At 44.3% G+C, this 23,600-nt stretch carries 21 protein-coding genes; 8 read left to right on the top strand and 13 right to left on the bottom strand.

Going from position 1 to position 23,600, the window contains the following annotated elements:
* Nucleotides 1–50 precede the first annotated feature (50 nt).
* From ITJ88_RS13900 to ITJ88_RS13915, 4 genes are all read right to left on the bottom strand, one after another.
* The gene (locus tag ITJ88_RS13900) at nt 51–917 is read right to left on the bottom strand and encodes an SH3 domain-containing protein (RefSeq protein WP_195866027.1); all 867 of its coding nucleotides are present in this window, start codon (nt 915–917) and stop codon (nt 51–53) included.
* 68 nt (nt 918–985) lie between these two features.
* Nucleotides 986–1,969: a YhdH/YhfP family quinone oxidoreductase gene (locus ITJ88_RS13905; protein ID WP_195866028.1), complete on the bottom strand. Its 984-nt coding sequence runs from the start codon at nt 1,967–1,969 to the stop codon at nt 986–988.
* Nucleotides 1,970–2,225: 256 nt separating this feature from the next.
* Complete coding sequence (locus ITJ88_RS13910; protein WP_149428168.1) at nt 2,226–2,732, bottom strand: hypothetical protein; 507 nt, start codon at nt 2,730–2,732, stop codon at nt 2,226–2,228.
* A 49-nt stretch (nt 2,733–2,781) separates the two neighbouring features.
* On the bottom strand, nt 2,782–3,555 hold the full coding sequence (locus ITJ88_RS13915) for a hypothetical protein (RefSeq protein WP_195866029.1): 774 nt from the start codon (nt 3,553–3,555) through the stop codon (nt 2,782–2,784).
* Between the two features lie 141 nt (nt 3,556–3,696).
* Here ITJ88_RS13915 and ITJ88_RS13920 point away from each other — a divergent pair, with 141 nt between their 5' ends.
* Nucleotides 3,697–5,334, top strand: a complete 1,638-nt coding sequence (locus ITJ88_RS13920; RefSeq protein ID WP_195866030.1) for a glycosyl hydrolase family 28-related protein — start codon at nt 3,697–3,699, stop codon at nt 5,332–5,334.
* A 259-nt stretch (nt 5,335–5,593) separates the two neighbouring features.
* Here ITJ88_RS13920 and ITJ88_RS13925 read toward each other — a convergent pair whose 3' ends face one another.
* The 3 genes from ITJ88_RS13925 to ITJ88_RS13935 form a co-directional block, all read right to left on the bottom strand.
* On the bottom strand, nt 5,594–6,415 hold the full coding sequence (locus ITJ88_RS13925; protein WP_087681676.1) for a DUF1028 domain-containing protein: 822 nt from the start codon (nt 6,413–6,415) through the stop codon (nt 5,594–5,596).
* A gap of 99 nt (nt 6,416–6,514) precedes the next feature.
* A complete protein-coding gene (locus ITJ88_RS13930) occupies nt 6,515–7,918 on the bottom strand; it encodes a YfcC family protein (protein WP_195866031.1) in 1,404 nt (467 codons plus the stop codon).
* A gap of 218 nt (nt 7,919–8,136) precedes the next feature.
* The gene (locus ITJ88_RS13935) at nt 8,137–8,418 is read right to left on the bottom strand and encodes a putative quinol monooxygenase (protein ID WP_029342949.1); all 282 of its coding nucleotides are present in this window, start codon (nt 8,416–8,418) and stop codon (nt 8,137–8,139) included.
* A 156-nt stretch (nt 8,419–8,574) separates the two neighbouring features.
* Here ITJ88_RS13935 and ITJ88_RS13940 point away from each other — a divergent pair, with 156 nt between their 5' ends.
* The 5 genes from ITJ88_RS13940 to ITJ88_RS13960 all read left to right on the top strand — a co-directional run bounded on the left by ITJ88_RS13940 (nt 8,575) and on the right by ITJ88_RS13960 (nt 14,809).
* The gene (locus tag ITJ88_RS13940; RefSeq protein WP_195866032.1) at nt 8,575–9,060 is read left to right on the top strand and encodes a cupin domain-containing protein; all 486 of its coding nucleotides are present in this window, start codon (nt 8,575–8,577) and stop codon (nt 9,058–9,060) included.
* An 86-nt stretch (nt 9,061–9,146) separates the two neighbouring features.
* Complete coding sequence (locus ITJ88_RS13945) at nt 9,147–10,037, top strand: aldo/keto reductase (RefSeq protein ID WP_195866033.1); 891 nt, start codon at nt 9,147–9,149, stop codon at nt 10,035–10,037.
* Nucleotides 10,038–10,050: 13 nt separating this feature from the next.
* The gene (locus tag ITJ88_RS13950) at nt 10,051–10,983 is read left to right on the top strand and encodes an aldo/keto reductase (protein WP_195866034.1); all 933 of its coding nucleotides are present in this window, start codon (nt 10,051–10,053) and stop codon (nt 10,981–10,983) included.
* Between the two features lie 81 nt (nt 10,984–11,064).
* Nucleotides 11,065–11,517, top strand: coding sequence for an OsmC family protein (locus ITJ88_RS13955; protein WP_195866105.1), 453 nt, complete (start codon nt 11,065–11,067; stop codon nt 11,515–11,517).
* Nucleotides 11,518–11,644: 127 nt separating this feature from the next.
* A complete protein-coding gene (locus tag ITJ88_RS13960; protein WP_195866035.1) occupies nt 11,645–14,809 on the top strand; it encodes a DEAD/DEAH box helicase in 3,165 nt (1,054 codons plus the stop codon).
* Here the strand turns inward: ITJ88_RS13960 and mutT are convergent.
* Nucleotides 14,784–15,188, bottom strand: coding sequence for an 8-oxo-dGTP diphosphatase MutT (gene mutT / locus ITJ88_RS13965; protein WP_064300723.1), 405 nt, complete (start codon nt 15,186–15,188; stop codon nt 14,784–14,786). The two genes, ITJ88_RS13960 and mutT, sit on opposite strands and share 26 nt — an antisense overlap.
* A gap of 183 nt (nt 15,189–15,371) precedes the next feature.
* Here mutT and ITJ88_RS13970 point away from each other — a divergent pair, with 183 nt between their 5' ends.
* Nucleotides 15,372–16,556, top strand: a complete 1,185-nt coding sequence (locus ITJ88_RS13970; RefSeq protein WP_195866036.1) for a class I SAM-dependent rRNA methyltransferase — start codon at nt 15,372–15,374, stop codon at nt 16,554–16,556.
* 84 nt (nt 16,557–16,640) lie between these two features.
* Here the strand turns inward: ITJ88_RS13970 and ITJ88_RS13975 are convergent, their stop codons facing one another.
* Nucleotides 16,641–17,639, bottom strand: a complete 999-nt coding sequence (locus tag ITJ88_RS13975; RefSeq protein ID WP_195866037.1) for a zinc-binding dehydrogenase — start codon at nt 17,637–17,639, stop codon at nt 16,641–16,643.
* A 109-nt stretch (nt 17,640–17,748) separates the two neighbouring features.
* Here ITJ88_RS13975 and pepT point away from each other — a divergent pair, with 109 nt between their 5' ends.
* Entirely contained in the window at nt 17,749–18,984 is a 1,236-nt protein-coding gene (pepT, locus tag ITJ88_RS13980) for a peptidase T (RefSeq protein WP_195866038.1), read from the top strand.
* 39 nt (nt 18,985–19,023) lie between these two features.
* Here the strand turns inward: pepT and ITJ88_RS13985 are convergent, their stop codons facing one another.
* The 4 genes from ITJ88_RS13985 to ITJ88_RS14000 all read right to left on the bottom strand — a co-directional run bounded on the left by ITJ88_RS13985 (nt 19,024) and on the right by ITJ88_RS14000 (nt 23,415).
* Complete coding sequence (locus ITJ88_RS13985; protein ID WP_195866039.1) at nt 19,024–20,043, bottom strand: WxLIP family cell surface protein; 1,020 nt, start codon at nt 20,041–20,043, stop codon at nt 19,024–19,026.
* A gap of 22 nt (nt 20,044–20,065) precedes the next feature.
* Nucleotides 20,066–20,740 (bottom strand): WxL domain-containing protein, encoded by a 675-nt coding sequence (locus ITJ88_RS13990; protein ID WP_195866040.1) that lies wholly within the window; start codon nt 20,738–20,740, stop codon nt 20,066–20,068.
* A gap of 16 nt (nt 20,741–20,756) precedes the next feature.
* The gene (locus tag ITJ88_RS13995; RefSeq protein WP_195866041.1) at nt 20,757–22,313 is read right to left on the bottom strand and encodes a hypothetical protein; all 1,557 of its coding nucleotides are present in this window, start codon (nt 22,311–22,313) and stop codon (nt 20,757–20,759) included.
* Nucleotides 22,314–22,545: 232 nt separating this feature from the next.
* Nucleotides 22,546–23,415, bottom strand: a complete 870-nt coding sequence (locus tag ITJ88_RS14000) for a prohibitin family protein (protein ID WP_195866042.1) — start codon at nt 23,413–23,415, stop codon at nt 22,546–22,548.
* Between the last annotated feature and the right edge of the window lie 185 nt (nt 23,416–23,600).

Consider the following 23,600-nt stretch of genomic DNA (forward strand, 5'->3'; position numbering starts at 1 on the left):
GGTTTTTTGCGCAAAAAAACGGATCCGCTTGAAGCGAATCCGCCGTTCATTCATTCTTGTCCAGGATCACTCGCAAGACGTAGACGCATCTTTCCGTTATCCGGGAACACTTTTAGTTGTAAGGATTCTCCCTCGTACCACGTACCATAACTCGTATCGACGACGGGTTCACCCAGTGTCGATAATCCACCAGTCGAAGCATTCGTCCAGTCGATCGCTTCAATGATCCCGTCCGAGACGACAAGCAGATATCCAGCATTCGAGAAGTAATACGTATTGACGGCATCTTGTTGTGTATTACCAACAGCACCATATTTCGCTTCGAATTCAGCAATCGGTTTTCCGAGATACTGCTCCGGTTTGTCGATCGGTTGATTGGCGACTGCTTGCGAAAGCGCCGCAAGAACGGCTTCGTCTGATGTCCCTTTTGGTGCTTCCAAACGAACATCACTTTCCGGTAAGTATCCTTCGATGCTGTCATTGAGTTTGAGATGGACCATGCCGTCCTTCGCATCCAGTACCTCATAGACGTCACCTAAATCTGCTTTGTAGATGACACTACTCCGACTCGCATCGCTATAGACGTTCGCGAATGGACGTGTTACCCAAGCCGCTTGCGCATACTCTGCTGCTTTTTTCTCTTCTTTCTTCTTTTCTTTTTTTGTTTCTTTTTTATCATCCGTTGTTGCTGTTTTCTTCTTCGACTCTTCGTTTTGTGTTGCTTGATCGGTCGTTTTCGGCTTCTCGAGCGTCGATGTTGCTTGAGAGGCATCGTTGTTCGTCAACATATATAACCAACCACCGACGATGAAGAGCGTTGCTAAAATACCTCCGAAAGCAATCCCTCGACGATTGCGTTTTTGTTTCCGTCTTTCTTGTCGGGACTGTCGTTCTTGTTCTTGTTGGTGTTCACTCATGTATGGTTCCTCCTGAAAAAGTCGACACAGTTTTTCCCCACTATACCACCAATGTTTACTCGAAATATTTAAATTTCGATGACAGTTCGACCACGATGACGTGAAGTCAGCAAGGCTTCTTTAATTTCAGGTAAATCGTTTAGTGTTTTGATAGCGACTTCTGACGCAAGATCGACCTGCCAGTCACTCGCTAAACGTTGCCATAGCTCTTCGCGATAGGCGATTGGTGTTTGCACCGCATCGATTCCGATCAAGCGGACACCACGTAAGATGAAGGGATAGACTGTCAACGTCATCTCTGCCCCACCGACGTTCCCACACGTCGTGACGACACCACCATATTGCACGAAGCGAATGACGGACGCGAGCAATGGTCCCCCGACCGTATCAATGACACCGGCATAAAGCCCTTTTTTTAGAGGACGATCGGTTTCTTCTAGGAATGTCGTGCGGTCTAGTACCTCAGCCACTCCCTTTTTAAGCAATCGTTCTTGTTCTACTCGTTTTCCGGTCACGGCATGTACCGTGTACCCTAATCGAATTAGTAAAGCGATCGCAATCGTACCAACGCCACCCGTCGCTCCCGTCACGAGGATCGGTCCTGCATCCTTCGAGACGATTCGTGACAATTCATCAACCGATTGCGCTGCCGTCAATCCGGCCGTTCCATATTGCATCGCTTCTAATGGACGAATGGATTCTGGAAGTAGCGTCACCCAATCGGCTGGTACACGTATGTATTCTTGAAATCCGCCCGAAGTGTTCATCCCGAAATCAAAGCCATTGACGACGACGGCTTGACCGATGTGAAATCGTTCATCAGTCGTTTGTTCGATGAATCCTGCTGCGTCAACGCCCGGGGTATGCGGATAGGATTTCGTCACCCCACGATTACCCGACATCGATAAAGCATCCTTATAATTGACGCATGAGTGCGTGACACGAATCAGGACGTCTCCTTCTGGTAAATCATCGACGTGCTTTGTCTCGATATTCCCCTCGTATGATCCATCGACTTCTCGAACGACGAATGCTGAAAAAGTGTGTTCCATGATCTCTCTCCTTTCGCTTGTGCTTCTCTATACCCTGTTGTTTCCATCAACACACTAAAAATCCCTGCCGTTTCTCAAAGAAGCGACAGGGAGCGGGGACGGAAAAAAACATCAGGATTCCATAGGTGGTCAAAGGTAACAGGTCAATCTGTCAACGGTTCGTGGTCATCGGTTTGCCATCGCCATTTCTTCTCCACAAAGGAAAATTGAGGTCCGTCCCCTATCCTTGACGGGGAGTCTCACCGCGTCAAGGAAGTTACATATAACGTCCACCATCAAAGTCAATCGTCGTCTGATAGTTTGCCGCATTGATTGCATTCGATACTTTGTGTGCTCGTCGTTCCACTTCCTCCGCTTTTAAACGATAGGCATCTGGATCAAACAAGGCATGACGAATGATCGTCGTCCCTTCGAATCCATATTGGAACTCGCGTTTTGGTCGACTTGCGAGCATCTGATAGTTTTGTGCCTTTGCCCGTAATTGGGTAGCCCACTCGATCGCTTCGACGAGTGGTATGTCTCCTTCATCCGTCTCAATTACGGTGTTTAAATTCGCTGCATAAACGAGACGATCCAAGACCCGCATGTCATGACGTACGATGTCCATGGCGGCTTCGACATCGGTTAAGGTTCGACCTTGTTGCGCGGGGAGTGCTTCTCCCTTTTCTAAATCAATGAACGCGACGCGCTCCATCTCTTCAATCAACTGATCAAGCTGTTTCCTCAGGATACTCTTTAATTTCACAGCATCTGCTAGGTACATCATCATCTCCCCTTTCCTGTTCCATTTACGTCACCTAATTCAAAAAGTTTCAATTGAACTGGTGGACGAAGGCTCCGAATTCTCCCTGGATCGTTTGTTTATCCCTCTCCGATAACGTAGTAGCTTTTTCTGTGTACCGTTCTAAGAGATAGGTTTTTATTAAGAGATGGGAAGGTTGAAATCCGATTCGCAGGAACCATTCCTGAAACGTTTCTGTATCATGCCGCTGTAAACGGACCGGTAGGATCTGATTGAACTGGATGAGCTGTTTGCGAATCCAGGCATCTGGTAAATCAATTTGTTTCTCGATCGAAACATAATCGTTATGTATAGGCTGCAACGGGATATCCGTTCTTATCAAGTCTTCATCTTGTTTCTTGGTCTTTCGACGTTTCCGCCAAACGATATAGCTTATGATGACTAGAGGGAGAACAAGCAGACTCATCAGTAACATCGATGAGGACGATCCTCCTTTTTCATTCGTACCTCGTTTAGCATTTTCAACTCCTATAGTGAAGATCTTATTCTTTTTCTTTTTCGGTTTGAGGTCTTTCTGCTTCTTCGGCTTTTCCTTGGTATCCCAAGCACGTAAATCTTCATCATTCTTCATTTTCTTTTTAGGTAACCATGAAAGAAATCGAATGTTTAACAATTCGCCTTTTTTCTTGCAGTTCGGTTTACACGATCTATTTGTTTCGATTCCAGACGGCTGAACCGCTTTTGGCTTCATTGCTTGAACAGCCGCTTCTGTCAGTGGCTTACCGATTCCTAAAATTAGCAAAATCAGTCCGATACCAATTACGAGTCGTTTTCGAAGTGACATCAGAAGACCCCCTCTTTTAAATACCATTATAATCCATATTAAAAATTTTTGTGTATTTTTATGGATGTCTTGAAACGAGGAATGATTGTGTAAGGAGAGGGGAAAAGGTAGACAGACCTATTCAGAGAGGGGAACCATTTCATGTTAAAACTCGATCACACGCATGATCCGTATCAAAATGCGGCGTTGATTCAGGAATACGTTGAAACGTCAACCAACGAACAAGCAGTTCGGCAAGCGGAACAACTGCTACACGATAGTCCATTCGTCGCACCACGACGCAATCCTAACCTCAGTCGAACGCTTCGTTCGATGATCTCGCCATTATTTTTGACGAACCGTGATAAACATATCCTACCGCTGACACCCGCTTTCGTGACACCACGCGATGAGATTCGACCAAGTTGGTTCGGTCGTCTCAATCATGAGTTCGAACGTTTGATCAGCGATGTCGAAACTGTCGATATCACTGATTTTGGCGCAGTCGGTGATGGACAGACGGATGATACACAAGCATTCATTGAAGCGCTCGGTGATGGACATCGACAAGTCCATGTCCCAGCCGGTACGTACGTCGTTCGGGGAATTCGTTTGCCAAGTTATACGATTTTAACAGGAGCCGGTAAAGGGAAGACAATTTTAAAGATGCACGATGATGCACCAAAAGGACGACGTCTCGTGACGAACCAAAATTATCTTCTCGGCAATCATCATCTACTCGTCGAAAAAATGACGCTTGATTGGAACATTAAACGCATCGGTGACGCGAAAAAAAGTAGCACATGGGGCAACCACTCCAGTTGTCTTACGTATGCGCATGTCACCTATGGCTGGGTCTTTGATGTTGAGGGCGTCAACCCGGGACTTCACTGTTTTGATATCTCGACACCATATTACAATTACAACGGAGATGGAGCTCGAGCAAATTTAAGTAGTTCATTCATCTGGTTCGATGGATTGACCGGTTATGGATTCGGCGATGACGGGATTACGACGCATCATAGTGATCATCTCTTCATCTCGAACTGTTTCATGCATGATCCAAGTGGACGTGCCCATGCAGAAGGCTTTTCCAATTCAAATGGAATCGAAGTCGATGATGGATCACGCGACGTCTGGTTGTTCAATAACGCAACAAGTCGTTGTTTTGGTGGACTTGAGATTAAGGCACATGCAACCTCTTCTGCTGCCTCGACCGTCAAAATCGTCGGGCACCTATCGATTGATGATCATCGCGCCTTTAACTTCCGACATATCGGTCACCATCAAGCGACTGATCCGACGTCTCAGACGGCTTATAATATCATCGCAACGCGTTTGATTGCTCAGACTCCTAAATATACAGAACTCTATGCGAATTCAAAACCGCGTGCGCTCGTCGTTTCCGCTTATCGTAATGTCGTCATACATGATTTTACGGTGCTCGGTGATCCGTATTATGACTATCAAGAACAACCGATGATCGGGATTCAATATAAGGCTCGGAACGTCACGATCAGTCAGTTGAAGATGAGCGGATTCCGTCAAGCGAAAACGGATATTCAAATCTTTGGTGGAGAAAACGGGGCTGAGGACGTGCGCCTTCGTGATATCCGCATTGAGGATTCCGCTAAACACGGAATTACGATCGGTCCAGACATCACGCGTGTCAAGCTGACGAACGTGGCATTAAAAGGAGACGGAACAGTTGGCTTGAACGCTAAATCGGAACCGGAAATGGAACGGTTCATCGCGACCGGATTCAAAGTACCGATTCGCGCCCAGTCGACACAAGTATGAACAAAATGACGGGGCCGACTCATAAGTCAGTCTATACAAAGATAAGGGTGGCAGATTCATAATCTGCCACCCTTATCTCGTAAAAAGAAGAATGACTCGTTACACGCCACTCCTACAGGAAAAAGCGCATTTTTGCGCTGTCAGAGACAAACAAGACCCGCTTTCCTGCTTGAATGAAGCAGGAAAACTGGCTTGTGTTTCGCCTGAGGAAAGGGCGTGAAAAGACGAATCATTCTTTTTTGAGTTAAACTCGTCGTTTTCATTGTGACCGGATATATGCGAGGACACGTGTATCAATCGCACGATCCGCTTGTTCGCGCATCTCGAAGTTTTCTGTATGCAGATATGTCCGGAACGCGTCTTCGAAATCACCGCGATAGCCAAGCGCTAATAATTTATCCATCAACTCTGACTCTAAGGCATCATCGATCGGCTTGATTTCTTCCGGCTTACTCGGTTGCAGATACAGTGTATGCAGTTGATAGATGCGTTCGAGCTCTTCAATCGGACTCGGGTGATCGTCAACGCGTAAATCAATATAGCGGTCGTTGAATCCACCGTATCCGCCACCCTCCTTGACGACGAGAAGTGCCGCTGACTGCATTCCGCGTGAGTCCCCGCCTGCTGCTTGACCAGCTGCTAACGCACGCAACAAACGTTCTGCAAGCGGACCTTGCGTTGATTCAAAGACACGTGCCATCTCTTTCACCGTATTACCGTCTACAAGAATATTCCCTTGCGCTGCAAAGTGTTTCCCGGCAATACCGCCTGCCCAGTCGTTACATCCCTCTCCCGTGAATGTCGCACTCTTGCCATTCGCATCGATAATCCCGACCTGGCGATCCGCTCGTCCTTCATCTGCTTCCGTCAATCGACGTAGCACTTCGTCCGCTGAAGCGCCTTGTTCGATCATCCGCAATCCTTCAGGACCATACGTCGTGTTTGCAAACGACTGTGTCGCTACCGCACCCACTCCTGCCTTCGCAAACGGAACAGCACTCCCGACCGCTAAAAACTTCGACTGAACGGCAACGCCCCATGCTTGTTCTTTTTCACAATACCCAACGATTGAATATGTCACTTCAGTTCCCCCTTTAGTCATTACCTATTCCGTTCGTGATAACGCTTCCCGATTCCTGCAACTGAAAAACCTTCCAGACACATGTCCGGAAGGTCGACTTCATTGAATACCAAGTGTCACAGCGAGTAATAAGGCAGCACATGCCAAGGCAATCCAAATCGCGAAGAGTTTCCAGACGAAGCGTAACCATTGTTCATACGGAATACCTGCGATTGCGAGAAATGCCATCAAATGTGCGCTCGTCGGGAAAATCATGTTCGTCAGTCCATCTCCATATTGGAATGCTAAGACAGCCACTTGACGCTCGATCCCGAGTAAATCGGACAATGGCGCCATGATGGGCATCGTCGTCGCCGCTTGTCCACTCCCCGATGGAATAAAAAAGTTCGTAATCAATTGCACGGCGTACATCCCGATGACGGCAAAGAACGTCGGTAAATGTCCTACGGCATTCGATAAGCCGTAAATGACCGTATCGATAACACGTCCTTCTTCGAGAATGACGACGATCGCACGAGCAAATCCAACAATCAATGCGCCGAACGTCACGGCTTTCGCACCGTCAATCAAACTCTCGAACGTACCGTTCACACCAAGCGTAACGATTCCCGCAATCATACCGATGATCAAGAAGGATGCGGTTAATTCCGTCAAATACCAGCCCCACTCAAAGATTCCGATCACATTGAGCGTAATGCCTCCGATTAAAACTAGTAAAACAAAGGCATGACGTTTCGAAAAGCGTGAAATCGTCGTCGCTGCTTCTTCCGAACGACGTTGTTCGAGATCATAAACAAGACTGCGCGCCGGATCATGTTTGACTTTCCGTGCGTAGTTCATGACATAAAGAATCGTCACCGCTAAAAATACGATATACACAGCCGTTCGATATCCGAGACCACTAAAGAGCGGTACTTCCGCAATTGATTGAGCGACACCTACCGTAAACGGATTCAACATCCCGCCGGCAAAACCAACCGCCGCCCCTAGACTGACGATCGCGGCTCCTGTCATCGCATCATATCCAAGGGCACGCGCTAACATGATCCCAATCGGCACGAAGATGATTGTCTCCTCTGCCATCCCGATCGTCGCCCCGGCAATCGAAAAGACGAACATCGTCATCGGAATCATGATGTGCCCCTTTTGACCGAATCGGCGAATCAATTGATTGATTCCTGCTTCAATGGCGCCGGTTTGGCGAATGATGCCGAAGACACCACCAACAAGAAAGATATAGAAGATGATTGCAGCACCCGCTTCCATGCCTTGTGGGATTGCTTCAAATAAACCAAAGAAATTGACAGGTGCAGACTCTACCGCGCGATATGTACCGTCGATGACGACGGTTTGTCCGTCTTGTTTTTCACGGTCGAATTGCCCTGCTGGAAGTGTATACGTCAAGATGACTGAGATGATGAGAATCGCCATGATGATGGCATATGTATGAGGCATCTTGAAGAATGATCGCTTCGACCCTGCTGCATTCGTTCGTTCATTCATGATAAAAGCCTCCTTTTTGTGTCATTATAAGAATAATGCCCTAATCAGGGAAAAACTAACAGTTTCAATGAAATGTCATACGATTGTAAAAGAAAAGTGGAATACTTCTAACTTAAATAGACGCTTTAATCGATCATGTCGCATGAAACAAAAAAGGAAGGTATTCTAGGCCATGAACCCAGAATACCTTCCTTATGTGTTACGTCAATCTCTTATGATTATGCTTGGAACGATTGAACGTCTAATGGTTTAGCAAGAGCCGTTTGAGCAAACGCAACGAATTGTCCGAAATGGGCACTCGTGTTGTGTGCTTCAATTGCAGCTTGGTCTTCCCATTTTTCAATCATCATGAAGACATTTTCGTCTTCTGTGCTTTGGAACAAGTCATAGCTGATGTTACCTGCTTCAGCACGTGATCCTGCCACTAGTGTTTTAGTTGCTTCTAAAAATTCTTCTCGTTTTGCGGGTTGTACTTCTAATTTTGCTTCGATGGCGATCATCGGAAAGCCTCCTTTGTAATTTCGTTAACTTAAGCATCTTAGCACCTCCGAATTCGTTACGCCATAAAGATGCTTGGACGATTGATGATATTTAATTACGGGTAATTACAGATGTAATTATTACTTTGTGCCACATCAGAGAAAGGAGCAACGAAGATGCGCGTTGAGGTATTTTATTTTGAGGATGACGGACACATTCCGAACAACCCGACATTCCCGGTGTTGATTTATCGGCACGCATTTGAAGAGCCTTCACACATCGAACAGACTTTCCATGCACATGACTGGCGTAACAGCTGGGTGGATGGCATTTTTGACTTTCATCATTATCATAGTATCGCCCATGAAGTGATCGGTATTCTCGAAGGGCATGCAACCGTTCAGCTGGGTGGTCCGCTCGGTAAGACCTTCACCTTGACGAGCGGAGATGTTCTTTTACTTCCTGCCGGTACGGGACATAAAGCACTTGATACAAGTCGACACTTTCGAGTAATCGGTGCCTATCCGGACGGTCAAGATTACGACACGCTGACAGGTCAAACAAGTGAACGCCCGGAAAATCTTCAACGTATTCGTCAGGTGATGCGTCCCACTCAAGATCCTGTATTCGGTGATCACGGTCCCTTGTTTGAGCATTGGTGACGTCTCCTTCTCTTGAAGAAGACGTTTTTGTTCGGAGTTCGCGTGGTAAACCCTACTATTGTCTCTCTACTAAAGGAGGAAGAACGATGAACGCAACAGAAAAGACGTTGATACTTGCTGCATTAAAGCAAAAAACGGTGACGTTTCCTGATCAGACGCATGTTCGGGCACTCGGACAAGGCACATGGCGGATGGGAGAAGAGTCGGAGAAGCACGAAGCAGAAATCGAAGCACTCCGTGTCGGTCTCGATAGTGGAATGGAACTCATCGATACGGCAGAGATGTACGGGGAAGGCGCTTCTGAAGAATTGATTCGCGACGCAATTGCAGATCGACGAGAGGAAGTCTTTCTTGTCTCGAAAGTCTATCCGCATCATGCTGGCGGAGAAGCATTGAAGCAGGCTTGTTCCAACACACTTGAACGTCTTGGTACCGATTATCTCGATTTATACCTCCTTCACTGGCGTGGTGATATTCCACTCAAAGAAACCGTCGAAGGGCTGGAAGCTTTAAAACAAGAAGGCAAGATTCGCCGTTGGGGTGTATCGAACTTTGACGTATCAGACATGAAGGAACTGTTGGCACTGCCAAGTGGTGATCAATGCGCTGTCAATCAGGTTCTCTATCATCTTGGATCACGCGGAATCGAGTATGAACTATTACCGTTACTGCGTGAGCATGGTATACCAGTGATGGCGTATTGCCCACTAGCAGAAGGTGGTTCATTACGTGATCAACTTCTGAATCATCCGACCGTCGAGGAACTCGCTGAGACACATGGCGTTGAACCGGCACAGATTCTACTCGCATGGGCGATGCGTGAAGGTGATGTCATCGCGATTCCTAAGGCTGGTCAGGCGCATCATGTCGAAGCCAATGGTCGCGCCGCGCTCCTGAATTTAACAGAGGAAGAGCTCGCTGCACTTGATCAAGCATTCCCAGCACCAACGAAAAAAGAACCACTCGATATCGTTTAAGGAGGTCATTTTCATGACAAAACATGTTCAACTCGGTCAATCTAACCTATTCGTTCACCCCATCGGTCTCGGTACGAATGCTGTCGGTGGACACAACTTGTATCCGAATCTCGATGAGCAAGCCGGACGCGATCTCGTTCGTGTCGCTTTGAAGCAAGGAATCAATTTCCTCGACACAGCTTTCATCTACGGACCAGAACGTTCGGAAGAACTCGTCGGTGAGGTCTGGAAAGACACAGTCGCTCGAGAAGATGTCGTCCTTGCGACGAAAGGTGCGCATCAGTTCGTTGACGGAAACGTCGTCATGAACAATTCACCAGACTTTCTCCGTCAATCGGTCGAAGAGAGTTTAAAACGTCTTCAGACAGACTATATTGATTTGTATTACATTCATTTTCCGGATGAATCGACACCAAAGGATGAAGCCGTCGCAGCACTCGCAGAACTAAAAAAAGAAGGAAAGATTCGCGCAATCGGTGTTTCGAATTTCTCACTCGAACAACTAAAAGAAGCGAACAAAGACGGACATGTCGACGTCTACCAAGGGGAATACAACCTATTCAAACGGGATGCGGAAAAAGAGTTACTCCCGTATATCGTTGAGAACGGTATGTCGTTCGTCCCGTATTTCCCACTCGCTGCTGGATTATTGGCAGGGAAATATACAAAAGAGACGACGTTTGATGATTTACGAAAAAACGATCCTTTGTTCCAAAAAGATGTCTTCGAAGAAAACCTCGCAAAAGTCGATCAACTGCGCCCGATCGCAAAAGCACGTGATGCGGAAGTCGCACACGTCGTACTCGCGTGGTATTTGGCACAGGACGGTATCGATGCCATCATCCCTGGTGCGAAACGACCAGATCAGGTGACGGATACGTTGCGTACGTTAGATGTTCAGTTGTCACAAGAGGATATCGAAAAAATCGACCAAATTTTTAGCTGATCGTTCTCTTCTAATTGAACATGAGCAGAATAGGCGAAAAATCATGCTGAACTACGTATGATGGAGGCATGGAGGCGATTGATCATGAAGCACCATTTTCATTTAACCGCAGACTGGCCGGGCAATCGCAATGATGTTGGTCAGATCGAGACGGGTGAACTAAAAACAAAAATCTCAATTCCGGACGCCATGGATGGTCCAGGGGTTGGTACGAATCCAGATGAGATGTTACTTGGGGCAGCTGCTACGTGCTATATCATCACGCTTGCCGCGATGCTTGAGCGTAGTCACATTCCAAAAGTCTCGTTAACGATGGAATCTGAAGGCATCGTGGATGTCACGAACGGTGTCTTCACGTACGACGCGATCATTCATCGTCCAAAACTTTTATTGCCAGCCGATCTGTCGGATCGTGATCTGGAGAAGGCGCAACGTCTTGCTGAAAAAGCGGAAGGTTCGTGTATGATTACGCGAGCATTGGCTGGTAATGTCAAAGTATCGCTTGAGGCTATTGTGGAGCGAATTTCAAATTAATAAACAAAAATCATCGTTTAACTTTTTAGTTAAACGATGATTTTTTTACTTTATTTATCTATTTATTGGTATATTATTGATGATTTACTCATTATAAATACCATTTACTATCATTCGGAGGATAACCATGTCTTATTATGAAACACTACGTTCTTCAACTGAAACTAACTCACAATCTGATACAACAAGTGTCTCTGTACCAGCACATGACTACACAACAGAATTACTTACACACCTTAATCAAGTACTATATCAATCTTTAGACCATTTACAAAAACAAGATAAACCTGATCAAATGGTTGAAACGGTCAATGAATGGCTTCTTCATTTAAATCAACCTCCGATCGACTCGCCGCTTCATCGTGAACTCACTACTAACACAACTCATGCTTTACCTATACAATATAAAAATTCTTTGCGTGCTTGGGAACTCATTGCTCCTGGCCAACTTGAACAAGAACAGTTATTGCATCATATCAATCAAGAATTATGGACAGCATCTGCTGCTGATTGGATGGTAAGTTTTACACGACATTCTGGAATACAAACGCTTGTCCCAGCTTTAAAAGAAGCAGAAGCTCAAAACAAACCAATTCGTATTTTGACTTCATTCTATATGAATATTACAGAAGCGAAGGCTATCCGACAGTTGATGGAATTCAGCAATATCGAAGTAAAAATTTATGAACCGATTAAAAAAAATCATGCGTTTCATCCGAAAGCCTATTTATTTTCCCGTCCTGATCAGTTGGATAGTGCTATTGTTGGATCTTCTAATTTATCAAAATCAGCTTTAACGCACGGCATGGAATGGAATATTCGTATACCTTCTACACCCGTCACAACATTAGTCACTCAAGCGAAAAACTTGTTTGAACAGCTTTGGAACAGCCACGAAGCGACTATATGTACAGAAGAATTATTACTTCAATACGAACAGTACCAACAAGAAACACCACCTATAAAATCATTTTCTATCCGCGATACAGTTGCCGAACCCGCTGTCGATTACACCGTTATTGAACCAAACCTCATGCAGATTCCAGCTTTAGAAGAACTGAATCGTTTGCGTGAGCGAAAAGAAACAAAAGCAATGGTCATTGCGGCAACAGGAACAGGGAAAACGTATTTAGCAGCATTTGATGTCCGTCAAGCTCAGGCTAAAAAAGTATTATTTGTTGCACATCGTGGAAAGCTACTATCACAAGCTGAGCATACATTTAGGCAAGTTTTTGCAAATGAAAGTTATACATTTGGTAGATATTCAGGATCACAACAAATTCAAGATGCACAATTTACCTTCGCTACCGTTCAAACACTTTCAAAAGAGGTTCATCTTAATCAATTTTTACAGGATACGTTTGACTACATCATTATTGATGAATTCCATCACGCTTCATCTGCTTCTTACCAAAACATTCTTAACTATTTTACGCCGAAATTTTTGCTTGGCGTAACGGCAACACCAGAACGAATGGATGGTCAAAATATCTTCCAGCTTGTTGACTATAATGTCGCTTACGAAGTTCGTCTGTATGATGCCTTAGCACAAGATTTACTTTCACCATTCCATTATTTTGGTATTCAAGATGATGAATCGATTGATTATTCTCTTATTCCTCAACACAACGGCTTTTATGTAGAACAAGATCTTGTTGTTGCACTCGAACGCTCAACACGAACAGATTATATTGTTGAAATGATTCGTAAATTTGGATTCAGTGGTAATCAGGCTGTTGGATTAGGATTCTGCGTCAATATCAATCATGCAGAGTTTATGGAGCAAGAATTTAAACGACATCAAATTGAAGCAATGGCTGTTACAAGTAAACAGTCTGAAGAAGAACGCGAAGAAGCCATTCGCCGACTAGAGGACGATCAAGATCCACTACAATATATTTTTACAGTTGACTTGTTTAACGAAGGAGTCGATATTCCAAAAGTCAATCTCATGCTATTTTTACGTCCTACGGAGTCTCCTACTATTTTTATTCAACAATTGGGGAGAGGCTTACGTAAACATAGCTCAAAAGAATTTGTTACGATTTTAGATTTTATCGGAAATAGTCAAAAGGCTTTTGTTGCACCACTTGTGTTGTCTGGTCAACAATCGTTTCATTCTATTGATCGTTATAAAATTGCTACTGCTGTAAAACAGCATTTTCCAATTTTACCGGAAGGTTCTTTAGCCATTCTAGATTCAATTACAGAAAGATTTATTATTGAACAAATGAAAAAAATAGAGTTTTCAGCTAGCAAACAGCTCCGTGAAAGTTATCAAAGGCTGACACGCATGATCGGAAATCCTCCGAGTTTAAATGATTTAGTTACACATAAAGAGGCGCCAGCTGTTGAAAGTATTGTTCAGCAATGGAGAAGTACATTACGTCTTAAACAACTTGAAAAACATGCTACCGATGAAGAACTACGTTTATTGCTCGATGATACTACACGCAAAATTGTTGAACAGCTCGAAGGACTATTTCCAATTCGTGAGCCCTTTAGCTTACTGATTTTAAAACATTTACTGCATCATCCTTCTGCTTCAGTACAAGATATTGAACAAGTAGTTTTCAAAGAATTCGCCTTATCACCGAATCACTCTTTTTCAAAGCGACCAATTATTCATCATCTTTTTAAACGCTGGTCTACTGCGTTTAAAAATGATCGTATTCAATTGCTAGATGCTGTACCAGAAGAACGCTATCGCTTTTCAAATACAGTCGTTCAAGCACTTCAACAATCAACTGAATTACGTTCATATATGATACATTTTATCCAAGCAGGTCTACTTGCATTTCACCAACTACCAGATCGAATTAATTGGTTGATCGAAGATCAGGCGTTTCTATTACATCAAACATACAATCGTTCTGTTATCCAACGTCTCCTATGTTCACCAAGTCAGGAAGGTTCTTGGCGTGAAGGCGTAGCTCAAGCTGGTGACGATTACATTTTATTCGTGAATTTACACAAAGATGAAGCCATTGATGAGCAACTAAAATATAACGATTATTTCTTAGATCAATATCGTTTCCACTGGCAGTCTCAAAGTAATGCAACTGCTACAGGTAAAGCCGGTACTTTATATCAAAACCATGAGAGCGAAGGAATTCGTATTCATTTATTTATGCGTAAAGCAGATAAAGAACAAGGAAAAACGCTACCGTTCACATACTTTGGCCAGTTAAAGCATCTTCAAAGTACAGGTTCTAAACCGATTAGTGTGACTTGGTCACTTCATTCTCCACTATCAATTGAACTGTTTAAAGAGTGGCAAACTCTTTCTTAATGTACTCAACTGCAGGAATATCGGCAGGAGCCCATTCAAGCTGATCAAGATCTGAAACAGATACCCAGCGAAGCTCTGCATGTTCTACGGCAATCGGTTCTCCTGTTACGATTTCAGCTTCAAACGTATGCAGTGTAACAATAATAGCATCGTACTCGTACGTCGTTTTTTCAATTGGTTGTTTGACCTTAATGTTACATTTTAATTCTTCATTGATCTCGCGAACTAAAGACTGTGAAGGCGTTTCATGTAGCTCAATTTTTCCCCCAGGAAACTCCCATAAGTTAGGCAATGACATTTGGCTACTACGAAGTGCACACAATATTTCATTATGATCATTGCGAATGACAGCCCCAACGACTTGAACATGTTTTTTCATTTTTATGTTTCACTCCAAATCATTATAGATTTTTCAGTTCTCTGCTTATCATAACAAAAACCGTTATTCCTTTGACTTTACAAAGGATAGCGGTTTTATTTATATCCAGTTATCCACATGTGGATAACCCCATTTATGGTATACTTATGGCACTTATCCACAAGTAGAAATGAGGAAACTAACATGCCCCGTGAACTTTATCCAGTTGTCGTCAAACCAGAATGGATTGAATCGATTCAAAGCGGGTATCCCGCGTTACGCAAGGAAATGTTCGAAGCTTTGCACCATGTCAAAGAGGCAGGCGGACTGCTTCATCTGATGACAGAACATAAAGAATACCTCGCGACCGGTTATTTTGGCAAGCAGGAAAAAGGTGTCGGTTGGACTCTCTCAATGGACGAGCAAGAAGCGATTGATGTCGCCTTCTTCAAACAACTTTTTGAGAAAGCGTTAGACAAACGAAATGAATTTTTTGAAGAGTATTCAGAAGCCTTCCGTATCTTTAACGGTGCTGGGGATGGTATTGGTGGTTTGACGATCGACTGTTATGATCATCATTACCTCATTACATTCGAAAATGAAGGCATCTATACATTCCGTCCACTGATTCTTGAGGCTCTTGAATCACTACTGAATTATAGAAGCATTTATGAAAAACGAGATTTCCTCGTCGATCTTCAACCGGTCAAAGGCGACGACTTCTTGAAGGGGGAACGAGGCGATTTTCCTGAAGTCGCACAAGAATATGGTGTGTTGTATGAGTATGACTTGGATGCTGGCATGCGGACTGGTTTTGACATTGCCCAACGTGAACTACGCCGAATCCTTCTCGATTCCGTCGAACGAAAGACCGTACTTAACCTCTTTTCCGATACAGGAACGTTAACGGTAGCTGCCCTTTATGGTGAAGCTGCCCGAACGACAAGCGTTGATTTCTCGACACGCAGTCGAAATAAGACAAAAGATAATCTGATGTTGAACAGTTTTACTCCCGAAAAACAGAAGATTATAGTTCAGGATGCGTTCGACTACATCGAACAAGCGGATAAGAAGACTCGTTTTGACGTCGTCTTATTCCATCCGCCCGTACAAGTCAATACACGGACGCGTCAGTTTCGGACGGAACAGGATCTCGCCCTTTGGATCCAAAAAGTCATTCATCTGACGAATCGTGGAGGACTGCTTGCGATTACGACAGATAGTCCTGCTCTTGATGCCTCACAATTGAAAAAAGCTGTCGAGCAGGCATTCAACAAGTTGCGTCAAAAATTCGAAGTCGTGTGGGAGCAACCGGAGCAGAAAGATTTCCCGACTCCTCCTTCCATGCCACAACTCGCTCCAAAAAGCATTCTTGTTCGCCGTAAATGATCTGTTATCTAAAAAATCCGCTACCGAATTTTTCAGTAGCGGATTTTTTATATTTTTAACAGGAAATGTAAAATGAATGGAGAATCATTTTTTAGGGGTTGGATATACACTTACCTTACCAAAGTGTGATGTTTGATCAAATCGTTGATAGAGGTCGTTTAACGCATCGCGTTCATACGGAATCTGCTCTTCAATCCGAATCTCGATGACATCCTCTTCCACTAAATGAACGAGTTCTGATAAGTGACGTTGCTGTTGTTTCATCTCCTCTACTTTTCCTTTCAGTAACGGAAGCGCGACGAACACAGCTTCAAGGGACAAGGCTTTACTATGCATCATCGTTAAATCTTGTGTCGTCCGTGTCGCGATCGAAATGATGCGTCCCCGCTCTTTTGCGAGTATGAACGATTCTTGTAAATGGTCACCACCCACTGTATCAATGATGACGTCGAATCCGTCCAGATCCAGTCGGTTTAATAACGCTTCAGCTGATTCTTCCTTATACCGATGAACGCGAATCCCTTTCGCTTCTAGCCAAGCTGCCTTCTCGTCAGAAGAGGCGCTCGCTGTGACGTCGCATCCATAATGACGTGCGAGTTGAACGGTAAGATGTCCTACTCCACCCGTTCCACCTGCTACATATACACGGATGCCTGGAGTAATCGCGATTCGCTCTTTTAATATTTCCATCGCGGTCAACCCAATCACCGGTAAACAACCAGCAACCTCAGCCGAGACCCCTTCCGGTCGTAAAACTGCCATCTGTTCAGGCACAAGCATTTCTTCCGCTAGCGCACCGGCACGTGTTCCGAGTCCACCGCCGAATGCGACGATGCGATCGCCGATAGAAAAAGACGTCACACTATCCCCAATCCCAATGACTTTCCCCGTTACATCCCCCTGGAGAATTCCAGTCGTCGAAGCCGCCGCCACATGTCCGAAGAACATCTTCGTATCAAGTGGATTGATGCTCGACCCCTCGATTTGAACCCGTAATTCGTGTTTCCCCGCTTTTTCAGGTGTGACGTCTTTTTCTGTAAGTGATGCGTCTTTTCCATACTGATCGACTACGAATGCTCTCATGAAAAATTCCCCCTTTTCCATTATTAGTCTATCATGATTCAGAATTCTCTCACATTAGTCGTTCATGCTATGATGAAGGTATCTTATGACGAGAAGGGACGTTTTTGATTTGAAACAAGAATTGATTGATCGTCTAACTACATACGTGAAAGTCGATACACAGTCGAACTATGAGAGTACGACGGTTCCAACAACTGAAGGGCAATGGACACTAGCTCGTTTGCTCGTAGAAGAATTAAAGACCATTGGCATGGAAGAGGTCACGGTCGATGACAATGGTTATGTCATGGCGACGTTACCCGCTAATACAGATGCAGACATTCCGACAATTGGTTTTCTTGCTCACCTGGATACAGCAACGGACTTTACAGGTACGAATGTTCGTCCGCAACTCGTGGAAGCGTATGACGGAAATCCGATCACGTTAAGTGAAGTACCGTCCGTCATCCTGTCGCCAACTGATTTTCCGGCACTACACAACTATGTTGGTCATACCTTAATGACAACGGATGGTACGACATTACTCGGTGCCGATAATAAAGCCGGAATCTCAGAAATCATGACAGCCATGCATCATCTGATTTCACATCCAGAAATCAAGCATGGTCGCATTCGTGTTGCCTTTACGCCAGACGAAGAAATCGGTCGTGGACCACATCATTTCAATGTCGAAGCATTCGATGCAACGTATGCCTACACGGTCGACGGCGGTCCGCTGGGTGAACTCGAATACGAAAGCTTTAATGCGGCTGCAGCCAAAATCGTCTTCCACGGAACAAATGTCCATCCGGGAACAGCAAAAGATAAGATGGTCAATTCGCAGAAACATGCGATGGCATTCCACGATCGTCTCCCTGGAGAAGAGTCTCCTGAATTCACGGATGGTTTCGAAGGCTTCTTCCACTTGATTTCGTTTGATGGTTCTGTCGAAAAAACGACGCTCGACTATATCATTCGTGATTTTGATCGTGAGGCGTTCGAAGGACGGAAACACTTCTTATCTGCCCTTGTCGATGAGTGGAACAAAAAGTATGGCGCCGGCAGTGTCGAAATCGATTTACACGATCAGTACTACAACATGCGCGAAAAAATCGAACCCCATATGCACATCATTGATATCGCTCATGCAGCGATGGAGTCGCTTGACATCACACCGATCATTAAACCGATTCGTGGTGGAACGGATGGATCACAACTTTCATACATGGGTCTTCCAACACCGAACATCTTTACCGGTGGCGAGAACTACCATGGCAAGTTTGAATTCATTTCGGTCGATAATATGGTCAAAGCAACACAAGTGATCATTGCCATCGCTCAAGGATTTGAACAAGCTTCTCGCTAATCAAAAAGCAGATTCTCAGCGCTGAGAATCTGCTTTTTTTCATGTCTGGCGTTGTTGTTTTTTCAAACGATAGATGTAACCAATCAGCAAAAAGATAATCAACGTCGAGGCAATCATGAGTTCCTTCGACCATTCACCGACGAAGGAGTTGGAATTTTCCTCGATTTCTTGCTCAGGCATCTGTTCTTTCATCTGGTCTGCTTGGCGCTTCGTGATTTTAAAGCTGTCTTTCCACTTCCACGTCTTTTCTTTTCCTTCAACACGGATATTAATTTGATACGTACCTGGTTCTAAGATTCCCGTCGTTTCAATCGGTGTTCTCATATAAATCGACGGAGCAAATCGAACTTCCGTCGCTTTCCGAACGACGACTTTTTTGTCTTGCGTGACGACGGCTTCGAACTTCATGGGCTGACTGATCGTCGGTACCTGATTGGCTAGCTTAACAAAGACAGTCGGTCTAGAAAAAGACGATTTTGCCTCTACCCCTTCGTACGTAATCTCGGGCGCCAGGTCTTTAATCGAAGATCGGACTTTCAATCCAATGACATATACATGGCGATTTTGAATCCCGATCGTATTTTTTTTTGAGGTTTCTTTTTCAGGTTTCTTTTCAACCCGGACCCCGGCCAACAAGGTACCGTCTAAATCGTTCACAAGCTCAAGTGGTAAAGAAACGACTTTCGATTCGCCGCCTTTAATGAACGTTGATTTCGTATTTGGTTCGATGAGGTCCGTCAACGACGTCGGAGCTAACGGGACCGGTTTCTTTTGATCGTAAACGATCAAACCATTATCGTTCGTCGTTGCATTCCGGATTGATGTCAAAAACGTATGATCCTCCGGTCCGTGATTGAAAATTCGAACTTGAAGATTCGTCTTTTGTTTCGCCGTCATGCGTAGATCAAAGTACGAGACGCCTGAATCCACTTGGTAGGCATTTGGAACAGCTTCAATCGAAAAATTGACACGATCTTCTGCGAAGCTAGTGGAAGGCGTAATCCAGATTAGCAATCCATAGATTAGTATAGCAAGACAACCGATTCCCCATCGTTTCATCTCTATCTCACCTGCTTTCCAATCAATTCACGACGTCCGAGAGTGTCCATTCCATCGTTGCTATGTGCTTGCCTTTAGTTTGTTCGTTCACTGGTATGTCGATCTTGATAAAGTCATTTGTCTCACCATTCCCTTTCCAGTAAACTTGCCATGTTGAAAATGTTCCTTTTTCTGCTGTTAAAATCGTTTCTTCGTCACCACCAGGCTTCAACACAATACCTTTAGTTGTTGGTATTGAATAATCTCCAACGCTTTTCAACGTTTGAACTACTCCCGGATTAATAGTTAAAATTGAACCTGTTAATGATTCATTTCCGTTTTTATCTGCAAATTTTCCGAGCTTTACCTTAACGTCCCATTTACTTAGAATATCTCTTCGATCCGTTACTTGTAGAAAGGGCTTTTGATTCGTCGCTTTAAATTCTTCCTTATCAAATACTAATTCGTTTGCTCCAAAATCAAAATTAGATACAAAATCTAGTGTAAGTGATCCTGTTTCGTACGTAGGTTCATTATCGCCAGGCGGAAGATATGGATTTTCCGAATCTGGAATCAATACATCCGGATCTACGACAACTGGTGCTCCGTTCGATGTGAATTCAATAGTTGCTGTCGAAGACGCCGCCCATGCGGTTGTCGACCCTAAAACCAAAGCAGTACTCATCAATACCGTCGAAGCAGCGAAACGTTTTTTCATCTCTATTCTCCCCTTTTCATGGTGCATTGATTAGACTCCATTGAATATCTGCGCTATACGATAAAGGTTTTGGATACTTTCCAGTTAAATCGAGCACAATACCTTCGTCCGGAGCATACGTCAGCGAAATCGGACTAGATGTTGCTCCCATCTTCCCTGCGGCAACTTCGATCGCTGTATCTTGTAAGAGTTGTTTCGTAGTAGACGTCTTGAAGTAGAGCACATCCGTTAAGATATCGTTTTTTGTACTGGTTAATGGTCGACTCAAGCGAGCCTGTAATTTCCAGAGGTAATCCGTCGCATTTTCATGAGAAATCCCAATCGTCATTGGCGACAATCGCGGAATGATTTTCTCTCCTCCTGTCAACTCATGACTACCGAAGTCAAGTGTCGATGGAACGGTTAAATTAAATGTTGGACCAATTCCAAGTGTAGCCGTAGCACTTCCATTACTTAAAAGATTCAAGTCGATTAATCCATCGGCTAGCTCACTACGGAATGTATAAGTCTTATCGACTCCCACTGGTAAATTTCCGACTTTAAACGATAGAGTAAAACGATCGCTACTCAATAACGATAGTTTTAATAAGGCACTGACATCTGCGTAAAGTTGGTTATTTGTGCTGTCAAACGATGCTGGAACATCTCTTGTTGAACCAATTCCAAGTAACCCACCGTAACGATACTGGAGCTTGACCGAATCAGTTTCAATGCTTTGCATGACTTCTTTCGGCAATCGAAAAATGATATAACCGCTTGATAAGTTTAAATTTAGTAATCCAGAAACGGTATTTTCTAATGTGATCGTTTGAGTCGTCGCATTATAAGCTGCATCTAAACTTGATCTTCCGAGCAGTGCTACTCCAGCAAGAGTCGGAGCAACAGCTTGTTGTTTCTCTTGTCTTGGTTCAATCGGCTTTAAGACAGGTGCTGTAATTTCGCTCGATGATTCTTCAGATTCAAGTTGTTCCGGAACTTCATTGTCCGCTTCATCTGGAGCTGTCTCAGATGTTGAGGGATCTTCATTCTCAGTTGGAGGTGTCTCAGGTATTGATGGGTCTTCGCTTCCAGTTGGAAGTGTCTCGGGTGTTGATGGGGCTTCGCTCTCAGTTGGGGGTGTCTCAGGTGCTGGTGGGGCTTCGCTCTCAGTTGGGGGTGTCTCAGGTGCTGGTGGGGCTTCGCTCTCAGTTGGAGGTGTCTCTGGTGTTAGTGGATCTTCGCTCTCGGTTGGAGGTGTCTCTGGTGTTGGTGGGTCTTCACTCTCGGTTGGAGGTGTCTCTGGTGTTGGTGGGTCTTTGCTCTCGGTTTGAGGTGTCTCTGGTGTTGGTAGGACCTCACTCTCGGTTGATGGCGTCTTCTCTACTTCTACGAGCTCTTCGCATTGTTCGATTTCCTCTTTTTCCAACAAGTCCTTTTTCTTTGGATCATTCAACGTCTCTTCACAAAACGATGACGTCAAAGGGTCTGGAATTTCGAATTCCTCAGTCGTCGCATGACTGTGCGGAATCGGAAAGCTTGTTGCCAGTAAGATCATTAAGATGATAAAAAGATTCGGTGATCGATTTCGATACAATAAAATTCCTCCTTCAATTGGAACAATTCATTGACCTAGTTAATCTAAATAACTTTTCTTTACACCTTTTTCCTTATAAAAAAGGTAATTAAACCATTAATTTGGGATTTAAAAGATATAAAATGTATCATTTTTTATTGATATATTAAAATTTAATACCATAAGAGAATTAGTACAGTCATTTTATTATGATGAAATAAAAAAATGTGCTTGTCTCCAAGCACATCGAGTTTTAATTCTTGTCTTCTGTTGTAGCATCCGGAATCGGTAATTGAACCATGCTACCCGACCCACTAACGAGTGGTGACTTCCCGTCCCATTTCTTGACAGCTTCGTATTGAATCATTTCTTCTGTCAATGTCTTCTGTAGTTCTTTTTGAGCTTTTGCTAAACCTTGGGCTTCAATCAAACGGGCATCTGCTGCTCCTTTCGCTTCTACGCGAAGACGCTCTGCTTCTGCTTTAGCGATTTCAAGATCCGTTTTCTTTTTATCGAGTTCCTGCGACGCTTTTACACGCGCATCGATTGCTTCCTGTGTCTTTTCATCTGGTTTCGGCGCACCGAGTGCGACATCTTCGATGATGAAACCGATATCCTTGACGTCTTCTGCAAACTGCGTCTGAATGCTCGTCGAGACATTCCCTGACTTTTCACCGAACAGTTCAAGGACGGTGACTTTCGAGATTTGCTCACGCGATGCATCGTAGAGACGTTGTTTCAGATAACCTTTTGCAATCTCATCAATTTCAATCGGTCCGAACTTGTTGAAGACTTTCGTCACCTTATCCGGTGAGACGGAGAAGCTGTATGTAAAGTCAACGACGATGTTCTTTCCATCCTTGGTCGCAAGCGTCATGTTCTCAAGCGCTTTTGTCTGTGTCCGAATCGGATACTCCGTCACCCGTGTAATCGGTGAAACGACATGCCAACCTTGCGATAACGTCTCATCTTTGACACCGCTTGACGGTGTATAGACGACACCAACTTGTCCAGGTTCGATTTGTTCAACGATGAACGGCGTTGTTGCAAGTAATGCTAATACGAGCACACCAGCGATGATCATCGATGGGCGAATTTTTTTCTTTGGTTTGATTTCTCTCATTCTGAATCTCCTTTATCGATCTTTTCTTGGATATAGCGGTAGAGTTCCATGCCAAGCAAAACGATGAGGGCGAAAAACAATAATGTGAAAAAGATGGCCATCCAACCCCTCCTCTAACGAATTCCTTACTTTCTTCTACGTATCTATCTGGAAAATGTTTCATTTTTTTAAATGTCCGGTTGCTT

The organism is Exiguobacterium abrahamii (assembly GCF_015645365.1).
GTDB classification, from domain to species: domain Bacteria; phylum Bacillota; class Bacilli; order Exiguobacteriales; family Exiguobacteriaceae; genus Exiguobacterium_A; species Exiguobacterium_A abrahamii.